The sequence below is a fragment of the Mitsuaria sp. BK041 genome (assembly GCF_014193085.1).
Taxonomy (GTDB): domain Bacteria; phylum Pseudomonadota; class Gammaproteobacteria; order Burkholderiales; family Burkholderiaceae_C; genus Roseateles.
In genome coordinates this window covers 93,510-110,407 of record NZ_JACHYT010000002.1, presented here as the reverse complement: position 1 = coordinate 110,407, position 16,898 = coordinate 93,510, and the positions used below count along the sequence as shown (strand labels likewise).

Below are 16,898 nucleotides of genomic sequence, written 5' to 3'. Positions count from 1 at the left end.
TTTTTCACTTCTGCCGCTTTCCCCAATGAAACACGCTGAACGGTTCGCGATCCCGCTCGCCGCCGTGATGTCGCTGGCTTGCCTCGGCATCAACGCGGCGCCCAAGCCGAGCGATCTCTCGCTGGTCGCGCAGGTGGCCCACCTTCCTCCCGACTTCAAGGACCAGTTCTTCGGTCTGCCTCGCGCGATGCGGATAGAGATTGACGGCGTCTTCCTGTCCGACGCCATGGGCGTGCTCACCCGGGATGGCGAAGTGCAACTGATCGAGTGGATGGAGCAGGGCAGCGCCGTCTCCGGCGGCGAACTCGCGCGATGGCTGCAGGCGCTGAGCAGAACCCGTCCGCTGGGCCCGTGCGCGCTCGAATGCGACGGTGTCGTTGCGCTCCATTACGACTTGCAGACCTCCACGCTGTTGATCGCGACGTCCGCGGCCGAGCACAGGACGTCGCCGGCGCGGCACTACCGCCTTCCTGAGCGGGGCGGCGCGGGACTGATCGTTCACAACGCGCTGAACATCGCCGGCGGCTCGGACACGAAACTGGCGGCGCGTTACACCGTGGACCTGATCGGCAGTGTCGGGCAATGGACTGCGGTCGGCACGTTGCTCGGGGCGCAAAGCGTCGATGAGTCCCGGCGCGAACGGCATCTCGTTCCTCGCTTGTATGCGCAACGGGAGACGGCGGGCCGCTTCCTGCGAGTCGGCGGTTTCACTCCGGATGCACCGGGCCGGGTTCGCATGCCGCGCCTGTCGGGCGGCCTGTCGGACACCATCATGGGCGTGATGGCGGGTTCGTCTGACGCCTTGCGCGTCGGCGGATCGACGCCAAGCATGGTGCCGCTGCACATCACCCCAGCCCGCCCCGGCGTCGTGGAGATTTTTCGCGACGGCGTGCTGCTCTATGCGCAGTCGGTCGATGTCGGACTGCAGACGATCAATACGCGAAATCTGCCGAGTGGCATCTACGAGGTGGAAGTCCGCCTCGTCGAGGATGGTCAACTCGTGTCGGCGCGCAATGAACTGGTCTACAAGCCTTCGGAGTGGGGCGACATTGAGCAGCGATGGCGCTATGCGGTATACGCGGGACAGCAGCGGCGCCTCTTCGGCAGCGATTCCAGGGCGACCGGCGACCTCGCAACGGGCATGTTGCTCAACTACTTGGCGCACCCTCGCCTGATCGTCGGCACCGCGTTGCAACAGGTCGGCAGCCGCAGGTCGCTAGGCGCGTCGCTCGACTGGTCCGCGAGTGAAGTCAGCAAGATCTACCTCGGCGCTTCCCATGGAACACGGGTCGGTCTGGGCTTCGATGCACAGGTGCTGCTCTTCTACCGGGAAGGCACAGTGTCCGTAGGTTTTGGCGCCGACGGTCGATCGCGCGTCGCGACATCACCCGGCAGTCACCAACGTCAACGCAACGGGACGATCACGTGGGCGCATCGCTGGGATGCGCGAACCTACCTGTCGGCGCACGCCGTCCACAACGAAGGGGGCGGGGTGCGGGCCGGCACGGGCATCGATCTCAGCCTGACGCATCAGCGCAAGCTGTTCGGCAACGATGCCTCCGTTGGGTTCGCGGTGTTTGATCGACCCGCCGGGCTATCCGCAGTGCGGCGGGACCGCGGCGTGAACCTGAGTTTGAGCCTGGCGCTCGGCGGTGGCGTTCGGGGTTACGGCTTCAGCGCAGGCATGAGGTCCGCGCAGACTGGGGAACGGGACCGTTATGCCGCCTTCAGCGTTCGTCAGCAACTGAATCACTCGCTCCTCAACCAGGTCGGTGGCGGTGTCACCATGGACCGTCATGGCATCGGTTTGAACGGGATTGCGCAGATGCAGCACGAGCGCTTCGCCGGCGATGCCTTCATGCAGCGCTCTTCGCTCAACGAGGGCTGGACGGGCGGAGCGAACCTTTATAGCGCGATGGCTCTCGGCGGTGGCGGCTTGGCGATGTCGGGCCAGCCACTGACGGGCACGGCGGAGGCCGGTGTGATCGTGGACGTCAACACCGATCTGCCCGGTGCGGAAATCCGTGCGCACGATATCCATGGTGGCAGCGTGGTGCTGCGGCCGGGACGGAACTTCGTGCCCGTGACGGCGTATCGCGAAGGCAAGCTCCAGTTCGACTTCGACGCCACCGCTGCACCCTCGGCGGTCGTCCAGCCATCCGTGGTGTCGTACCACCTGAACAAGGGAGGCGTCGACCATCAGGTCATCCGCGTCATGAAGACGGTGACCGTGATCGGGCGGCTGCTCGATGACGACGGGGAGCCGCTGAGCGGCGGCCGCGTCGTCAATCATGCGGGCCATGCCGTCACCGAGGCCGACGGGCTGTTTGCCATCGAGGTAAGCGAACACCATCCTCAGATCAAGGTGAGACATGCCGAGCTGGGGGAGTGCGACATCTCGCTCGACCCGGGAGGGGGTCATCGGGAAGGGGACGTGCTGATGCTCGGCGACCTGTCCTGCCACGCCGACCGCCCGGACCATCCATCTCCCAGAGTGGCCGCGCTGCCCGCAGAAGGCTCTTCCCGATGACTTTCCTTCCCTCTCTCACCTCGTGGATATGCGAGCGCCTCTCGCCGCTCGGCCATCGCGATGTCGCTTGGCGTGCGACTCGAACCTTGGCTGCAAGTGCGATGCTGACATTCAGCCTGGGCGCCCACGCCGCGGACATGACCATCACCGCGGAGTTCAAACCCACGGCTTTCGATCCGACCCGCACCGAGTTCACCAACACCACGCCGAAGTCGGGCTACTGTGCGGTCCATCCCGCGTACTGCCCCAACGGGCGATTCAGCATCTTTTTGCCGATCGGCGCTGTCCGGTATGGCGCCATTGCGTCCAATGCCGCGGATGAGGACGCTGTCCAGCTGCGCGTGCCCAGCGAGTTCAGGGAGGTCGAGGTGCAGAACCAGACGTCCGGTGAGCGAGCGACGGTCAAGTTCCGCGTCAGCGCGTTCTCAACCACCTATAACGTCTCCACCATCACGGTGATCCAATCCCAGGCCGAGCACGCGAAGCTCTGGGACACCGGGACGTGGGTCTATGCGCCACCGCCGTGCGGCGGCTCCGGGCTCAGTTCGCTCGGTCAGGGGGCCTACATGTTCATGTGGTACACGCCGCCCGCCGTGCAGCGGCTCGGTTGCACCAAGAAGCCGACGCGGGACCTGGCGCCGGGAGAACTGACGATGCTCGCCCCACGGATGTCGATCGGATACGAACTTGTGGCGCCGGATCCACTGCGGATGCAGAACGGCGTCTATAGGGGGTCCCTGCGGTACACGGTGGGCGCTGGCGGAGACTTCTCCTTCGGCACGAGCGCGAGTACGGCCAAGTCCCAGATCGACATTGATTTCGAGTTGACCGTGAAGCACGACTTCCAGCTGGTGCTGCCCGTGGAGGACCGGACCGCGGTGCTGGAGCCGCCGTCGGGATGGGGGGCTTGGCTGGCGGGCGGCGAAGCGCCGCCCGCGCTGCGACGCGACAAGGGGTTCCAGATCAGCGTGGGCGCGCCATTCACGGTCACGCTCAGCTGCGCGTCAGCGATGGGCGACCGTTGTCTGTTGAGCAACAGTGCCGGCAGCCGCGTGCCCTATGGAGTGTTCCTGACCATCCCCGGGATCATCACCGCGAGTGGCGATAGCGCCGCGCGCCTGGAACTGTTGCCCGACAAAGTGCGGCGCCTGAGACCGGCCGTCGGTTATGTCAACGGCGTGCAGGCGCGCCTGCATGTCGAAGCGGGAGGCGACAGCGTGCGGGAGATGGTGAAGTACCCGGGCACCCGGTACAGCGACGTGTTCACGATGACCTTCGACGTGCAGACCAATTGAGGCCGCTCGGCCACCGCATCTCGCCGCCGTGGCGATCGTCTCGAGCACTCGAGCACTCGAGCACTCGAGCACTCGAGTGCTGATTGCGGCTCAGATCGCCACCAGCCCCCGGATCTCCGGCGTCTGCATGTCCGCGTTGCTCCCGCGCGCGATCACGCTGCCGCGCTCCAGCACCAGGAACTCGTCGGCCAGCTCGGCGGCGAAGTCGTAGTACTGCTCGCACAGCAGGATCGCGACCGGATGGCCGTCCAGGCCTTCGTCGGCCAGCCGCCGGATCACCCGCCCGATGTCCTTGATGATGCTCGGCTGGATGCCCTCGGTGGGCTCGTCCAGGATCAGCAGCCGCGGCGACGCCGCCAGCGCCCGCGCGATCGCGAGCTGCTGCTGCTGACCGCCCGACAGGTCGCCGCCGCGGCGCTTGAGCATCTGCTTGAGCACCGGGAACAGCGCGTACAGGTGTTCCGGCACCGGCGTGCCGCCGGGCTTGCTCGCCAGGCCCATGCGCAGGTTCTCCTCGACGGTCAGCCGGGCGAAGATCTCCCGCCCCTGAGGCACGTAGCCGATGCCCGCGCGGGCGCGCTGGTAGGGCGTGGCGTGCGAGATGTCCCGGCCCGCCAGCGACACGCTGCCGGCACGGATCGGCACCAGGCCCATCAAGCTCTTGAGCAGGCTGGTCTTGCCCACGCCATTGCGGCCGAGCAGCACCGTGATGCGTCCCGGTGTCGCGCTCACCGACACATCGCGCAGGATGTGCGAGCCGCCGTAGTACTGGTGGAGGCCGCGCGCCTCGAGCATCGGCGCGGGCGCCGCGTCGTCGGCGGACACCGCCATGGTCCGGTCTTGAAGCTCAACGTCCAAGGTACACCTCGATCACGCGTTCATCCGCCTGCACCTGCGCCAGCGTGCCCTCGGCGAGCACCGACCCCTCCGCCAGCACCGTCACCTTCTCCGCGATGCGGTCGACGAAGCCCATGTCGTGCTCCACGACGATGAGGCTGTGCCGTCCCTTCAGCGTCAGGATCAGCTCGGCGGTGCGCTCGGTTTCCTGGTCGGTCATGCCGGCCACCGGCTCGTCCAGCAGCAGCAGCTTGGGGTCCTGAACCAGCAGCATGCCGATCTCCAGCCATTGCTTCTGGCCGTGGCTCAGCAGCCCGGCGGCGCGCGTCATCTGGTCCTGCAGGCGGATCAGCGTCAGCACCTCGGCGAGCCGGTCCTTCTGCGCGCCGCTGAGCACGCCCCACAGCGAGGCGCGCAGCGCCCGCGATCCCTGCAGCGCGAGCTCCAGGTTCTCGTACACGCTGAGCGCCTCGAAGACCGTCGGCCGCTGGAACTTGCGACCGATGCCCAGTTGCGCGATCTCGGCCTCGCTGTGGCGCAGCAGGTCGATGGTGCCGCCGAAGAAGACGGTGCCGCGGTCCGGCCGCGTCTTGCCGGTGATGATGTCCATCATCGTGGTCTTGCCCGCGCCGTTGGGGCCGATGATGCAGCGCAGCTCGCCGGGGGCGATGTCCAGCGACAGGCCGTTGATCGCGCGGAAGCCGTCGAAGCTGACGTGCACGTCCTCCAGGTACAGGATGCGGCCATGCGCCAGGTCCAGTTCGCCGGGCCGCACCACGCGGCCGTAGCCGGGGCCGCTGGCGGCGCGCAGGCGCTCGCCGCCTTGCTCGAGCAGGTCGGGGCTCATGCGGTGGCCTCCCCGGTCTTGCCGGCGGATTTCGCGCCGAACTTGCGCTTGAGCAGTCCGGCGATGCCATCGGGCATGAAGAGCGTGACCGCGACGAAGAGCGCGCCCAGCAGGTAGAGCCAGTACTCCGGCGCGAACTGCGTCAGCCAGCTCTTCGCGCCGTTGACCGCGAAGGCGCCGGCGATCGGGCCGGCGAGCGTGCCGCGGCCGCCGACCGCCGCCCACACGGCGATCTCGATCGAGTTGGCGACGCTCATCTCGCCGGGATTGATGATGCCGACCTGCGGCACGTACAGCGCGCCGGCCAACCCGCAGATCAGCGCCGACAGCACCCAGGCGGCCAGCTTGTAGGGCAGGGGCGAGTAGCCGCAGAACATCAGCCGCGACTCGGCGTCGCGCACCGCGCTGAGCACGCGGCCGAACTTGGCACGTGTCAGCCAGCGCAGGCCGAGGTAGCAGCCGATCAGCGCGACGGCGCTCAGCACGAACAGCGTCATCCGCATGCCCGGCGTCGTGATGGACAGGCCCAGCAGCCGCTTGAAGTCGGTGAAGCCGTTGTTGCCGCCGAAGCCGGTCTCGTTGCGGAAGAAGAGCAGCATCGCCGCGTAGGTCATCGCCTGCGTGATGATCGAGAAGTACACGCCCTTGATGCGCGAGCGGAAGGCGAAGAAGCCGAAGACGAAGGCGATGCCGCCCGGCACCAGCAGGACCAGCAGCATCGTCGCGAGGAAGCTGTCGCTGAGCGCCCAGTGCCAGGGCAGCTCCTTCCAGTCGAGGAAGACCATGAAGTCGGGCAGCGCGCTGCGGTACTGGCCGTCGGTGCCGATCTGACGCATCAGGTACATGCCCATCGCATAACCGCCCAGCGCGAAGTACAGGCCGTGTCCCAGCGACAGGATGCCGGCGAAGCCCCAGATCAGGTCCATCGCCAGCGCGCACATCGCGTAGCAGCAGAACTTGCCGAGCAGGCTGATCCAGTAGCCGTCCACATGCAGCGGATGGTCGGCGGGGACCAGCAGGTTGAGCGCCGGCAGCAGCGCGCAGGCCACGGTCATGGCGGCCAGCACGGCCAGCCAGCCGGCGCGGCCGAGCAGCGCGGGACGTTGCGGCAGCTGCAAGGGCGACGCGGGTCCGGTCGATGCACCCGAGGGCGGAATGGCCCCGGGCGTGGCGCCTGATGCCGCGACCGGGGGCGCCTCGGCGACGGGCAGGGCCGTCGCCGGGTCGTGCGCGGCGGGGTTGGTGGAGGAGGGCAGGCTCATGGCGAGGGCGGCGGGATCGGCGCGCATTCAGGTCTCCTGGGCGCGGCCCTTGACCGCGAACAGGCCTTGGGGGCGCTTCTGTATGAAGACGATGATGAAGAGCAGCACGGCGATCTTGGCCAGCACCGCGCCGACGACGCCTTCGAGCGCCTTGTTGGCCAGGCCCAGTCCGAGCGCCGCGAGCACGGTGCCCGCCAGTTGGCCGACGCCGCCGAGCACGACCACCATGAAGGCGTCGACGATGTAGCTCTGGCCCAGGTCCGGGCCGACGTTGCCGACCTGGCTCAGCGCGCAGCCGGCCAGGCCCGCCAGGCCCGAGCCGAGCGCGAAGGCATAGGTGTCCACGCGCGCGGTGGGCACGCCCATGCAGGAGGCGATCGGCCGGTTCTGGGTGACGGCGCGGACGAAGAGCCCCAGCCGCGTGCGCGCGATCAGCAGCGACATGCCGCCCAGCACCACCAGCGCGAAGCCGATGATCACGAGCCGGTTGGTCGGCAGGGCCAGGCCGGGCAGCAGCGCGAGCGAGCCGCCCATCCAGGACGGGCTTTCGACCGCGACGTTCTGCGCGCCGAAGAGCGAGCGCACCGCCTGCATCAGCACCAGGCTCAGGCCCCAGGTGGCCAGCAGCGTTTCGAGCGGGCGGCCGTAGAGCCAGCGGATCACGGTGCGTTCCAGCGCGGCGCCGACCAGCGCCGAGGCGAGGAAGGCGGCCGGCATCGCGACGAGCAGGTAGGCGTCGAACCAGGCCGGTGCCCAGTGGCGGAAGGCCACCTGCACCAGGTAGGTCGCGTAGGCGCCGATCATCATCAGCTCCCCATGCGCCATGTTGATCACGCCCATCAGGCCGTAGGTGATGGCCAGGCCCAGCGCGACCAGCAGCAGGATGCTGGCCAGGCTGATGCCGGTGAACAGGGCGCCCAGGCGCTCGCCCCAGGCCAGCCGGTCCTCGACGGCGCGCAGCGAGCGCTGCAGCGCGCGCTTCACCTCGGGATGCTGCTCCTCGGCGAGCCGCTGGTTCAGCAGCAGGCGGGTTTCGGGGCTGCGGGATTCGCCGAGCTGCTTCGCGGCGTCCAGGCGCTTGCCGTCGTCGGGGCTCGCGGCGAGCGCGGCGGCGCGGGCCAGTGTCAGAGCGTCCAGGACGGTGCTGTCGCGTTCCTTGGCGATCGCGACGTCGAGCAGGGCGACGCGTGATTCATCGCCACCGGCGTCGAGCAAGGCCTTCGCGGCGGCGAGGCGCTCGGAGCGGTCCGCGCTCGACAGCCGCAGCGCGGCCAGCGCGCCATCGAGCGCGCCGCGCAGGCGGTTGTTGAGCATCACGTCCTCGAGGGAGGACGCGGCCTCGGCGGCCAGTGTCACCGCCGCGCCGGTCGCGGCATCGACGACGCCGGCCTCGGAGGCGATCAGCACGCGCTGGTCGGGACCGAGCTTGAGGCGTTCATCCGCCAGCGCCTGCAGCAGCGGGGCGGTCCGGTCGTCGGGGGCCGCGACCAGGCGGCCGATCGCGGCGATGCGGTCGTCGGTCTCGCCCTGCGCGACGGCCAGCGCCTGGGGTTGCGTCAGCGCATGGGCCGCCGGAGCGAACGCCAGGAAGGCCGCTGGCAGGCAAGCGGCCAGCCAGCGAAGGAACAGGTTCATCGGGCGCTCCGATCCATGGACTGCACAGGACGCTGGCCCTCACCCCTCCCTCTCCCGCAAGCGGGAGAGGGCCGGGGGGAGGGCCTTCTCGCTCACTTCTTCACCGGCTCATCCGGCTTGCCCTCGTTGCCCGCGATGTACGGGCTCCACGGCTTGGCCTTGACCGGCGCGGGCGTCTTCCACACCACGTTGAACTGGCCATCCGCGCGGATCTCGCCGATGAACACCGACTTGTGCAGATGGTGGTTCTTCTCGTCCATCTTGGACGTGATACCCGACGGCGCGGTGAAGGTCTGCCCGCCCATCGCGGCGATCACTTTGTCGACGTCGGTCGACTTGGCCTTCTCCACCGCCTGCTTCCACATGTTGATGCCGATGTAGGTCGCCTCCATCGGATCGTTGGTCAGCGGCTTGTCCTTGTGGCCCGGGATGTTCTTCGCCTTCGCATACGCGGCCCACTTCTTGATGAAGGCATCGTTGGTCGGGTTCTTGATCGACATGAAGTAGTTCCACGCCGCCAGATGTCCCACCAGCGGCTTGGTATCCACGCCGCGCAGCTCCTCCTCGCCCACCGAGAACGCCACCACCGGCACGTCCTTGGCCTTCAGCCCGGCGTTGCCGAGCTCCTTGTAGAACGGCACGTTGGAGTCGCCGTTGATCGTCGACACCACCGCCGTCTTCCCGCCGGCCGAGAACTTCTTGATGTCGGCCACGATGGTCTGGTAGTCGCTGTGGCCGAACGGGGTGTACTTCTCGTCGATGTCGCTGTCCTTCACGCCCTTGCTCTTCAGGTAGGCACGCAGGATCTTGTTGGTGGTGCGGGGGTAGACGTAGTCGGTGCCCAGCAGCACCCAGCGCTTGGCGCCGCCGCCGTCCTTGGACATCAGGTAGTCGACCGCCGGGATCGCCTGCTGGTTGGGCGCGGCGCCGGTGTAGAAGACGTTCTTGCTGAGCTCCTCGCCCTCGTACTGCACCGGGTAGAAGAGCAGCCCGTTGAGCTCCTCGACCACCGGCAGCACCGACTTGCGCGACACCGAGGTCCAGCAGCCGAAGATCACCGAGACCTTGTCCTGCGTGAGCAGCTGACGGGTCTTCTCGGCGAAGAGCGGCCAGTTGGACGCGGGGTCGACGACCACCGGCTCGAGCTTCTTGCCCAGCACGCCGCCCTTGGCGTTGATCTCGTCGATGGCCATCAGGACGGTGTCCTTGAGCACGGTCTCGGAGATCGCCATCGTGCCGGACAGGCTGTGCAGCACGCCGACCTTGATGGTGTCGGCGGCGAAGGCGGGCAGGGCGGCGAGGTTCAGGCCGGCGAGCGCGCCGGCGACGGCCAGGGTCTTGAGCGTGAAGCGGCGGGGGGCTTTCGGATGCGAGGACATGGGGAGCTCCGGTGGATGAAGAGGACGTCGGCGGACTTCACAGGACTTCGGGAAGTGACCGGATGCTAGGAAGCCGGGCCTGCGGGGCATATACGGCACATGGCGTATGCGGGGCGCGTGCGTGGGGGTGGCGGGGCGGTGACCGCTCGTAACACCTCGAAGAAACGTGCGTGCACCATCGGGAAACCCCTGCCGTTGAGGCAACATCCGGCTCCCTCCCCGGAGCGCGGCCGAGGGCCGCAAGAGCAGGGGGCGGCCCCCGACTCCGGACAACAGGAAAGAAACAGGAGCAGAACGATGAATGCGATGGCGATGAGTTCGACCCCCCTGCCGGCCCGGCGGCCGGACCGCGCGATGGCGCGATGGCTGCTGGCGGCGCTGATGCTGCTGGCGACGATGCTGACGGGCGGCTCCGCCTGGGCGCGCGACGATGGCGATTGGCAGATCCTGAATGCGCGCTACGGGACGCCCCAGCACAACATCGACGTCACCGGCCGGCTGAAGGAACTGGCGCGGCGCGATGACCGCGTGCGGGTGACCAACGGGCTCTTCGGCGACGACCCGGACGTGGGGCGCTCGAAGGTGCTGCGCATCTACGCGCGCAACCGCGATGGCGGCACCCGCGTGTTCGAGTTCCGCGAGGGCAACGTCATCGACGGCAACGACTTCACCGGCTGGCGTGGCGGCGAATGGGGCCAGGGCGGCGGCAGCGGCGGCTGGGACGGCCCCGGCGGCCATGACGACGGTGCCTACGCCATCCTGGGCGCGCGCTACGGCGTGCCCGAAGCCAGCATCGACGTCACCAGCCGCCTGCGCGAACTGGCGCGCCGCGACGCGAAGGTGCGGGTGACCAACGACCTGTTCCGCGATGACCCGGCGGTCGGCCGCACGAAGATGCTGCGCATCTATGCCCGCGACCGCAGCGGCCAGGTGCGCACCTTCGACTACCGCGAGGGCGCCTGGATCGACGGCGGCCAGTTCACCGGCTGGGGCCGCGGCGACTGGGGCCAGGGCGGCTGGAACGGCGGCTGGGACGGCCGGCCGGGCGCCGGTGGTGGCGACTACGGTCCGCCGAGCCAGCGCCTGACGATCGTGCGGGCCACCTACGGCAGCGGCGGCCGCTACGTCGACGTGACCGAGCGCCTGCGCAACATCAGCCGCGGCGGCCGCCTCGACGTGCAGGCCGGCAACGACCTGGCGGGCGGCGACCCGGCCTACGGCGAGTCCAAGGTCCTGACCGTGTATTACGTGATCGGCCGCGGCCGCGAGCAGACGGCCGTGATCCGCGAGGGCGACCGCCTGCGCCTGCCCTGAAGACGGAGGCGATCCAGGATCGCCTGATCGATGAAGGACGAAGGCCCCGCAAGGGGCCTTCGTTGCTTCCGGCGGGACGTTGGCCTTCACGCCACACCGAGGATTGAGGCAGTCAGGCGTCCAGTGCTAGCCTGATGCGAATTGCCACAGGAGTTCCCATGTCGTCCAAATCGACCCGCGTCAACGCAGCGCCATGCCGGCTTAGCAATGAGACCGTCAGCGCGGAGCAGATGTGGGCCGACAAGCGTGCGCAGCGGGCGAAGGACATCGCGAACGTCGAGTCTGGCAAGGTCCCCGCCATGTCGATGGGATGGTTCTCATCCAAGCGGATCAAGCAGGTCGAGATCCTGGATTCGCCTTATTGAGCATGCAGACCACTCCAAGGCTTCCCCCCGACGAGGTCCCGCTGTCCGACGCCGTCATCGATCGCATCTTTGCGAACGCCGGGCAGGAACTGGTCCTCGTCGGCGGGCAGGCGTTGAACTTCTGGATGCGTCGTTTCGGCATTTCGGCGAAGGGTTTCGTGGTGTCCAACGACGCGGATTTTGTCGGCGACGTACATCAGGCGGGCCTGCTGGCCGACCGATTGAATGCCCACTTCCGGAAGCCTCCGGCTTCGTCCCTCACGGCGCTGGTTGCTCAGCTGCGGTTGCCTGCGAAAGACGGCAAGTTCGGCAACATCGACGTCTTGCATCAGCTCTATACCGTGGGTCCGCCCAAGAAGACCGCGGCTTTCACGCGCCGTGTGGTCGCGAACGCTCTTACGGTGAAGTGGGCCGAAGGTTCCTACATCAGGGTCATGGATCCTTTCGATCTTCTCGAATCCCGTTTTCAGAGCGCGGTTGCCTTCTCCGGGGCGGACAAAAAGGGCCCGCATGTCGTGACCCAGGCTCACTGGGCCGTGCATGTGGCGAAGGCGGCGCTGTTTCTGCTTGCGTCAGGGCATGAGGAGTTCGCGGCTCGCGCTGGCGTCAAGATTCAACAGGTCGTCCGATTGGCGCGAAGCTCCGTGGGGCGGCGCGCGCGACGCGAACTCGGTATTGACGTTCTCGACGCGATCGATGCGGACCTGCTTCAAGCGATGGCCCCCATTTGCGCACCGCAGCTTTCCGTCGTGCGCCTGCTGCAGGCGCAGCACGCCAAAGCACCGCGTTGAGATCCCGCCTCACACCTCCCACTGCGGATGCATCTCCCTGACCCGCGTCAACGCCATCGCGGCCGCCGCGGTGCGGGTCTCCACGCCGAGCTTGGCGTGGATGCGCTCCAGGTGCTTCTTCACCGTCGCCGGGCTGGCGCCCAGGATCTCGCCGATGTCGCGGTTGATCTTGCCCTTGACGACCCAGTACAGCACCTCGGCCTCGCGCGCGGTGAGGCTGAACGCCAGGCCCAGCGAGCGGATCACCGCGGCGTCCGAGACCTCGCGCATGACGATCAGCCAGTCGCCGCCCGCAGCGCCTGATGCGCCTGAAGCGGCGCCGACGCCGGCGCCCGCTTCCGGACCCGCGCCGTTCGGCTCCTCGCCGCCGATGCAGTGGTGCAGCCGGAAGCTCAGCCGCCGTGCGCCGAGCTCGGCGCACAAGCGTGGCGGCTCCTGCGGCGCACCGTCGCCCGGCGATTGGCGCGCCATCTCGTCGAGCGTCTTGCGCAGCCACGCCAGCACCGGCGCGGGCGTCTGCGGCGCGACCGTGCCGAAGTAGAGCTGCAGCAGCTCGCGGGCCAGCGGCGTCTGCCACAGCAGCCGGCCCGACGACGCCCGCACCGCGATGCTCGCGTAGCCGAAGGCGTCCAGCGCCTGCCGCGTCTGGCGGGCCTGGCGCGCGCCCTGCAGGTGCACCTGCATGCGCGCCAGCACCGCGCGCGGATCCAGCGGCTTGGTCACGTAGTCGACACCGCCCGCCTGCAGCGCGGCGACGAGGTGCTCGGTCTCCGTCAGCCCCGTCATGAAGACGATGGGGATGTGCGCCGTCGAGGGATCGGCCTTCAGCCGCCGCGCGACCTCGAAACCGTCCATGCCCGGCATCATCGCGTCCAGCAGCACGATGTCCGGCCGCCCCTGCCGGGCGCAGGCGAGCGCCGCCTCGCCGTTCGTCGCCGCCAGCACCGTGTAGCCGTGCTCGTCCAGCGCGTCATGCAGCAGCGACAGGTTGTCCGGCACGTCGTCGACCATCAGGACGCGATCGCCCTGCTGCTGGTCGAGCAGCGTCGTGACGGCGGAAGGAAGCGCGGAGTTCATCTCGGGTCACCCAACTCGGTCGGTCTCGGGAGGTCCTCGCCGCGCGGCAGGCCGCGCAGCATCGCCTCGAACTGGAATTGGCGCGCCAGAGTCCGCTGCGCGTCGCAGAAGCCATGCCAGGCCGGCTCGGCCGCCTCGATCGCGTCGAGCTGCTGCAGCACGCCGCGGTAGTAGCCCAGCTGCAGCGCCTCGCGCAGCCCGGCCAGGCGGGCCGGCGGCGGTACCTCGACCGGTGTGGCGGTCGATGTGGCCGTCGATGTCGCGGTGGACGCGGCGGCCCCGGCCAGCGCGGACGGCGCCACGCTCCGGTCCGGCGCCGCCCGCCAGGCCAGCGACAGCCGTTCGGTCAGCCAGTCCAGCAGCAGCTCATGGCGCACCGGCTTGAGGATGAAGTCGCGCGCCGCGATGCCGGCATCGTTGTCTTGGCCGCGTTCGAACGCGTTGGCCGAGACCACCGCCACGGCGGGCGCCTGCACGCCCAGGTCGCCCAGCATGCGCCGCAGCCGCCGGATCGTCTCCCAGCCGTCGATGCCCGGCATCGCCAGGTCCATCAGCACCGCGTCGGGCACCCAGCCGGCGGCGACCAGGTCCAGCGCGTCGTGACCGCTGCAAGCCTCGCGGACGGTGAAGCCCAGGGGCTCCAGCAGTTCGATCAGCAACTGGCGGTCGTCCGATTCGTTGTCGACCACCAGCACCCGCGGCGACGCGCCGTCCAGGCCGATGCGCTCCTTCGCGACGCGTCGCATGCGCGGCGTGTCCCAGATGCGGCCGTGCAGCTCCGGCAGGAACAGCCGCACCCGGAAGGTCGAGCCTTGGCCCGGCGTGCTGGTCGCCGACATCTCGCCGCCCATCAGCTCGGTCAGCATCTTCGCGATGGTCAGCCCCAGTCCCGCGCCCGGCGCGCCACCGGTGCCGCGGGTTCCGCGCGCGAAGGGCTCGAAGATGCGCGCCAGCTCCGTGGCGTCCATGCCGGGGCCGGTGTCGGCGATCTCCAGCGTCGCCATCTCGCGGCCGTGGCGCACCCGCAGCGTGACCTCGCCCGCGGCGGTGAACTTGATCGCGTTGCCCAGCAGGTTGATGAGGATCTGCCGCAGCCGCTGCTCGTCGGCGCGCACCCAGCCGGGCAGCGCGCCCTGCGGCTCGAAGCGGAAGCCCAGACCCTTGGCCGCGGCCTGCGGCTCGAACATGTCGGCCAGCTCGCGCAGCAGCTCGTCGAAGCGGACCGGCCCCGGCTCCAGGCTCAGCCGGCCGGCCTCGATGCGGGCGATGTCCAGCGTGCCGTCGATCAGCTGCATCAGGTGCTCGCCGCCGCGCTTGATGACCTGCACCGCCTGGTGCCGCTGCGGCGGCAGGGCCGCGTCCGCCGCCATCAGCTGGGCGTAGCCCAGGATGCTGTTCAGCGGCGTGCGCAGCTCATGGCTGATGGTGCTGATGTAGCGGCTCTTGGCCTGGTTGGCCGCCTCGGCCGCGGCCTGCGCGCGCTCGGCTTGCAGCCGCGCGCCCTGCAGCGCCTCGTCGGTGCGGCGGTGCGAATCGATCTCGCGCATCAGCGCCTGCGTCTGGCGCTTGGATTCCTCCTGCGCGACCTCGCGGCTCTGGTGCGCGAGCACCAGCCACCAGGCCACCGTGCCGGCCACCAGCAGCAGCGCGAAGAAGGCCTTCAGCAGGCCCGCGCGCACGCTCGCGCGCAGGGCGTCCTGCGCCGCGGCATCGATCAGCGGTACCTGCGGCAACTGCTGCAGCTGCTGGTGATAGAGCAGGCCGAAGAGCGTCGCCAGCAGCGGCGTGATGACCAGCATCAGCAGCAGGTAGTGGCCCAGCCCGGTGTCGATGTAGGCCCAGCCGCGGCGCGGCAGCACCCGGCGCAGCGCGCTCGACCACTGCGCCGAGAGGCTCGCGTGCGGCTTGCACAGGTCGCCGCAGCGGGCATCAAGCGTGCAGCACAGCGAGCAGATCGAGCCGCGGTACGCCGGGCAGTGGGCCATGTCGGGGCCCTCGTAGTCGCGCTCGCAGATCACGCAGCGGCGCACGGCCTCGGTACCGGCCGCCTGGATCTCCGCCGCCGGGCGGGCGAGGTAGTAGCGGCCCCTGGTCGCCCAGGCGATCAGCGGCGCGCTCGCGAGCGCCGTCACCATCGCGATCGCCGCCGACCAGGCCTGCGCCAGCGTGCCCATCAGCCCGAGGTGCGCCGCCACCGAGAGCACCGAGGCCAGCGCCATCGCGCCCACGCCGACCGGGTTCACGTCGTAGAGATGGGCGCGCTTGAACTCGATGCCCGGCGGCGACAGCCCCAGCGGCTTGTTGATCACCAGGTCCGCGACGACGGCCATGATCCACGCGATCGCGACGTTGGCGTACAGGCCCAGCACGTGGCCCAGCGCCTCGAAGACGTTCATCGACATCAGCATGAACGCGATCAGCGTGTTGAACACGACCCACACGACGCGTCCCGGATGGCTGTGGGTCAGCCGCGAGAAGAAGTTGCTCCACGCCAGCGAGCCCGCGTAGGCATTGGTGACGTTGATCTTGAGCTGCGAGACGACGACGAACAGCGCCGTCGCCGCGACCGCCCAGCCGTACTGCGGGAAGACGTACTCGTAGGCGGCGAGGTACATCTGGTTGGGGTCGACCGCGCGTTCCGCCGGCACCGCATGGCTGACCGCGAGGTAGGCCAGCAGCGCGCCGCCCAGCATCTTCAGCACGCCCAGCACGATCCAGCCCGGGCCGCCGGCCAGCACCGCCGCCCACCAGCCCAGCCGGTTCGCGGTGGTCTGGCGCGGCATGAAGCGCAGGTAGTCGGCCTGCTCGCCCATCTGCGTGATCAACGCCACGCCGACGGTCAGCGCCGCACCGAAGGCGTGCGCATCGAAGGCCGCGGTCCCCGATTGCGACCCAATCTGGGTCGTGATGCCATCGAATGCACCAGGATGAAGCCACCCCACCCAGGCGAAGGGCAGCACCAGCAGCGCCAGCCACAGCGGCTGCGTCCACAGCTGCAGCCGGCTGATGGCGGAGATGCCGTGGGTGACCAGCGGGATCACCGCCAGCGCGCACAGCAGGTAGCCCCACTGCGGCGGGATGTCCAGCGCCAGTTCCAGCGCGTAGGCCATCACCGCCGCCTCCAGCGCGAAGAAGATGAAGGTGAAGCTCGCGTAGATCAGCGAGGTCAGTGTCGAGCCGATGTAGCCGAAGCCGGCGCCGCGCGTCAGCAGGTCCATGTCGACGCCGTGCCGCGCCGCGTAGACGCTGATCGGCAGGCCGGCCAGGAAGATGATCAGGCCGGTGGCCAGGATGGCCAGCGCCGCGTTGGTCCAGCCGTACTGCAGCAGCAGCGTCGCGCCGACCGCCTCCAGGATCAGGAAGGACGCCGCGCCGAAAGCGGTGTTGGCCACGCGCCAGCTCGTCCAGCGCCGGAAGCGCTGCGGCGTGTAGCGCAGCGCGTAGTCCTCCAGCGTCTCGCGGGCGACCCAGGCGTTGTAGTCCCGCCGCAGCTTGATGATGTGCTGCGGGGCGTCCTGGGGGGCGGGCGGCGTGTCCATGGGGCGGGGCAGGGCGGGAAATGCATG

12 protein-coding genes are annotated in these 16,898 nt (G+C 69.1%); 5 read left to right on the top strand and 7 right to left on the bottom strand.

Going from position 1 to position 16,898, the window contains the following annotated elements; translation table 11 throughout:
• Positions 1-25 precede the first annotated feature (25 nt).
• The gene (locus FHT38_RS16385) at positions 26-2,530 is read left to right on the top strand and encodes a CS1-pili formation C-terminal domain-containing protein (RefSeq protein WP_183492577.1); all 2,505 of its coding nucleotides are present in this window, start codon (positions 26-28) and stop codon (positions 2,528-2,530) included.
• Between the two features lie 101 nt (positions 2,531-2,631).
• Positions 2,632-3,825 carry a hypothetical protein gene (locus tag FHT38_RS16380; RefSeq protein WP_183492576.1) on the top strand — a complete coding sequence of 398 codons (1,194 nt, stop codon included), beginning with the start codon at positions 2,632-2,634 and terminating at the stop codon, positions 3,823-3,825.
• Between the two features lie 90 nt (positions 3,826-3,915).
• On the opposite strand, the gene urtE is transcribed toward FHT38_RS16380, so the two are convergent.
• The 5 genes from urtE to urtA all read right to left on the bottom strand — a co-directional run bounded on the left by urtE (position 3,916) and on the right by urtA (position 9,785).
• Entirely contained in the window at positions 3,916-4,620 is a 705-nt protein-coding gene (urtE, locus tag FHT38_RS16375; RefSeq protein WP_091731352.1) for an urea ABC transporter ATP-binding subunit UrtE, read from the bottom strand.
• A gap of 52 nt (positions 4,621-4,672) precedes the next feature.
• A complete protein-coding gene (urtD, locus tag FHT38_RS16370) occupies positions 4,673-5,509 on the bottom strand; it encodes an urea ABC transporter ATP-binding protein UrtD (protein WP_147241720.1) in 837 nt (278 codons plus the stop codon).
• On the bottom strand, positions 5,506-6,798 hold the full coding sequence (gene urtC, locus FHT38_RS16365; RefSeq protein ID WP_255488831.1) for an urea ABC transporter permease subunit UrtC: 1,293 nt from the start codon (positions 6,796-6,798) through the stop codon (positions 5,506-5,508). Before urtC ends, urtD begins: the two co-directional genes overlap by 4 nt.
• Complete coding sequence (urtB, locus tag FHT38_RS16360; protein ID WP_183492575.1) at positions 6,799-8,406, bottom strand: urea ABC transporter permease subunit UrtB; 1,608 nt, start codon at positions 8,404-8,406, stop codon at positions 6,799-6,801.
• A 92-nt stretch (positions 8,407-8,498) separates the two neighbouring features.
• Positions 8,499-9,785 (bottom strand): urea ABC transporter substrate-binding protein, encoded by a 1,287-nt coding sequence (urtA, locus tag FHT38_RS16355; RefSeq protein ID WP_091725655.1) that lies wholly within the window; start codon positions 9,783-9,785, stop codon positions 8,499-8,501.
• Positions 9,786-10,097: 312 nt separating this feature from the next.
• Here urtA and FHT38_RS16350 point away from each other — a divergent pair, with 312 nt between their 5' ends.
• From FHT38_RS16350 to FHT38_RS16340, 3 genes are all read left to right on the top strand, one after another.
• On the top strand, positions 10,098-11,099 hold the full coding sequence (locus FHT38_RS16350; RefSeq protein WP_183492574.1) for a hypothetical protein: 1,002 nt from the start codon (positions 10,098-10,100) through the stop codon (positions 11,097-11,099).
• A gap of 158 nt (positions 11,100-11,257) precedes the next feature.
• The gene (locus tag FHT38_RS16345; RefSeq protein WP_183492573.1) at positions 11,258-11,464 is read left to right on the top strand and encodes a hypothetical protein; all 207 of its coding nucleotides are present in this window, start codon (positions 11,258-11,260) and stop codon (positions 11,462-11,464) included.
• Entirely contained in the window at positions 11,461-12,255 is a 795-nt protein-coding gene (locus FHT38_RS16340) for a hypothetical protein (protein WP_183492572.1), read from the top strand. Before FHT38_RS16345 ends, FHT38_RS16340 begins: the two co-directional genes overlap by 4 nt.
• 9 nt (positions 12,256-12,264) lie before the next feature.
• Here the strand turns inward: FHT38_RS16340 and FHT38_RS16335 are convergent, their stop codons facing one another.
• The gene (locus tag FHT38_RS16335; RefSeq protein WP_183492571.1) at positions 12,265-13,332 is read right to left on the bottom strand and encodes a response regulator; all 1,068 of its coding nucleotides are present in this window, start codon (positions 13,330-13,332) and stop codon (positions 12,265-12,267) included.
• Positions 13,329-16,871, bottom strand: coding sequence for an ATP-binding protein (locus FHT38_RS16330; RefSeq protein ID WP_183492570.1), 3,543 nt, complete (start codon positions 16,869-16,871; stop codon positions 13,329-13,331). The genes FHT38_RS16335 and FHT38_RS16330 overlap by 4 nt, the downstream gene beginning before the upstream one ends.
• Positions 16,872-16,898: the final 27 nt, after the last annotated feature.

Coding starts and splice junctions, on each gene's coding strand:
- urtD (WP_147241720.1), bottom strand. CDS start 5,509: ATGAGCCCCGACCTGCTCGAGCAAGGCGGCGAGCGCCTGCGCGCCGCC.
- FHT38_RS16385 (WP_183492577.1), top strand. CDS start 26: ATGAAACACGCTGAACGGTTCGCGATCCCGCTCGCCGCCGTGATGTCG.
- FHT38_RS16345 (WP_183492573.1), top strand. CDS start 11,258: ATGTCGTCCAAATCGACCCGCGTCAACGCAGCGCCATGCCGGCTTAGC.
- urtB (WP_183492575.1), bottom strand. CDS start 8,406: ATGAACCTGTTCCTTCGCTGGCTGGCCGCTTGCCTGCCAGCGGCCTTC.
- FHT38_RS16335 (WP_183492571.1), bottom strand. CDS start 13,332: ATGAACTCCGCGCTTCCTTCCGCCGTCACGACGCTGCTCGACCAGCAG.
- FHT38_RS16350 (WP_183492574.1), top strand. CDS start 10,098: ATGAGTTCGACCCCCCTGCCGGCCCGGCGGCCGGACCGCGCGATGGCG.
- FHT38_RS16380 (WP_183492576.1), top strand. CDS start 2,632: ATGCTGACATTCAGCCTGGGCGCCCACGCCGCGGACATGACCATCACC.
- urtA (WP_091725655.1), bottom strand. CDS start 9,785: ATGTCCTCGCATCCGAAAGCCCCCCGCCGCTTCACGCTCAAGACCCTG.
- FHT38_RS16330 (WP_183492570.1), bottom strand. CDS start 16,871: ATGGACACGCCGCCCGCCCCCCAGGACGCCCCGCAGCACATCATCAAG.
- urtC (WP_255488831.1), bottom strand. CDS start 6,798: ATGCGCGCCGATCCCGCCGCCCTCGCCATGAGCCTGCCCTCCTCCACC.
- urtE (WP_091731352.1), bottom strand. CDS start 4,620: ATGCTCGAGGCGCGCGGCCTCCACCAGTACTACGGCGGCTCGCACATC.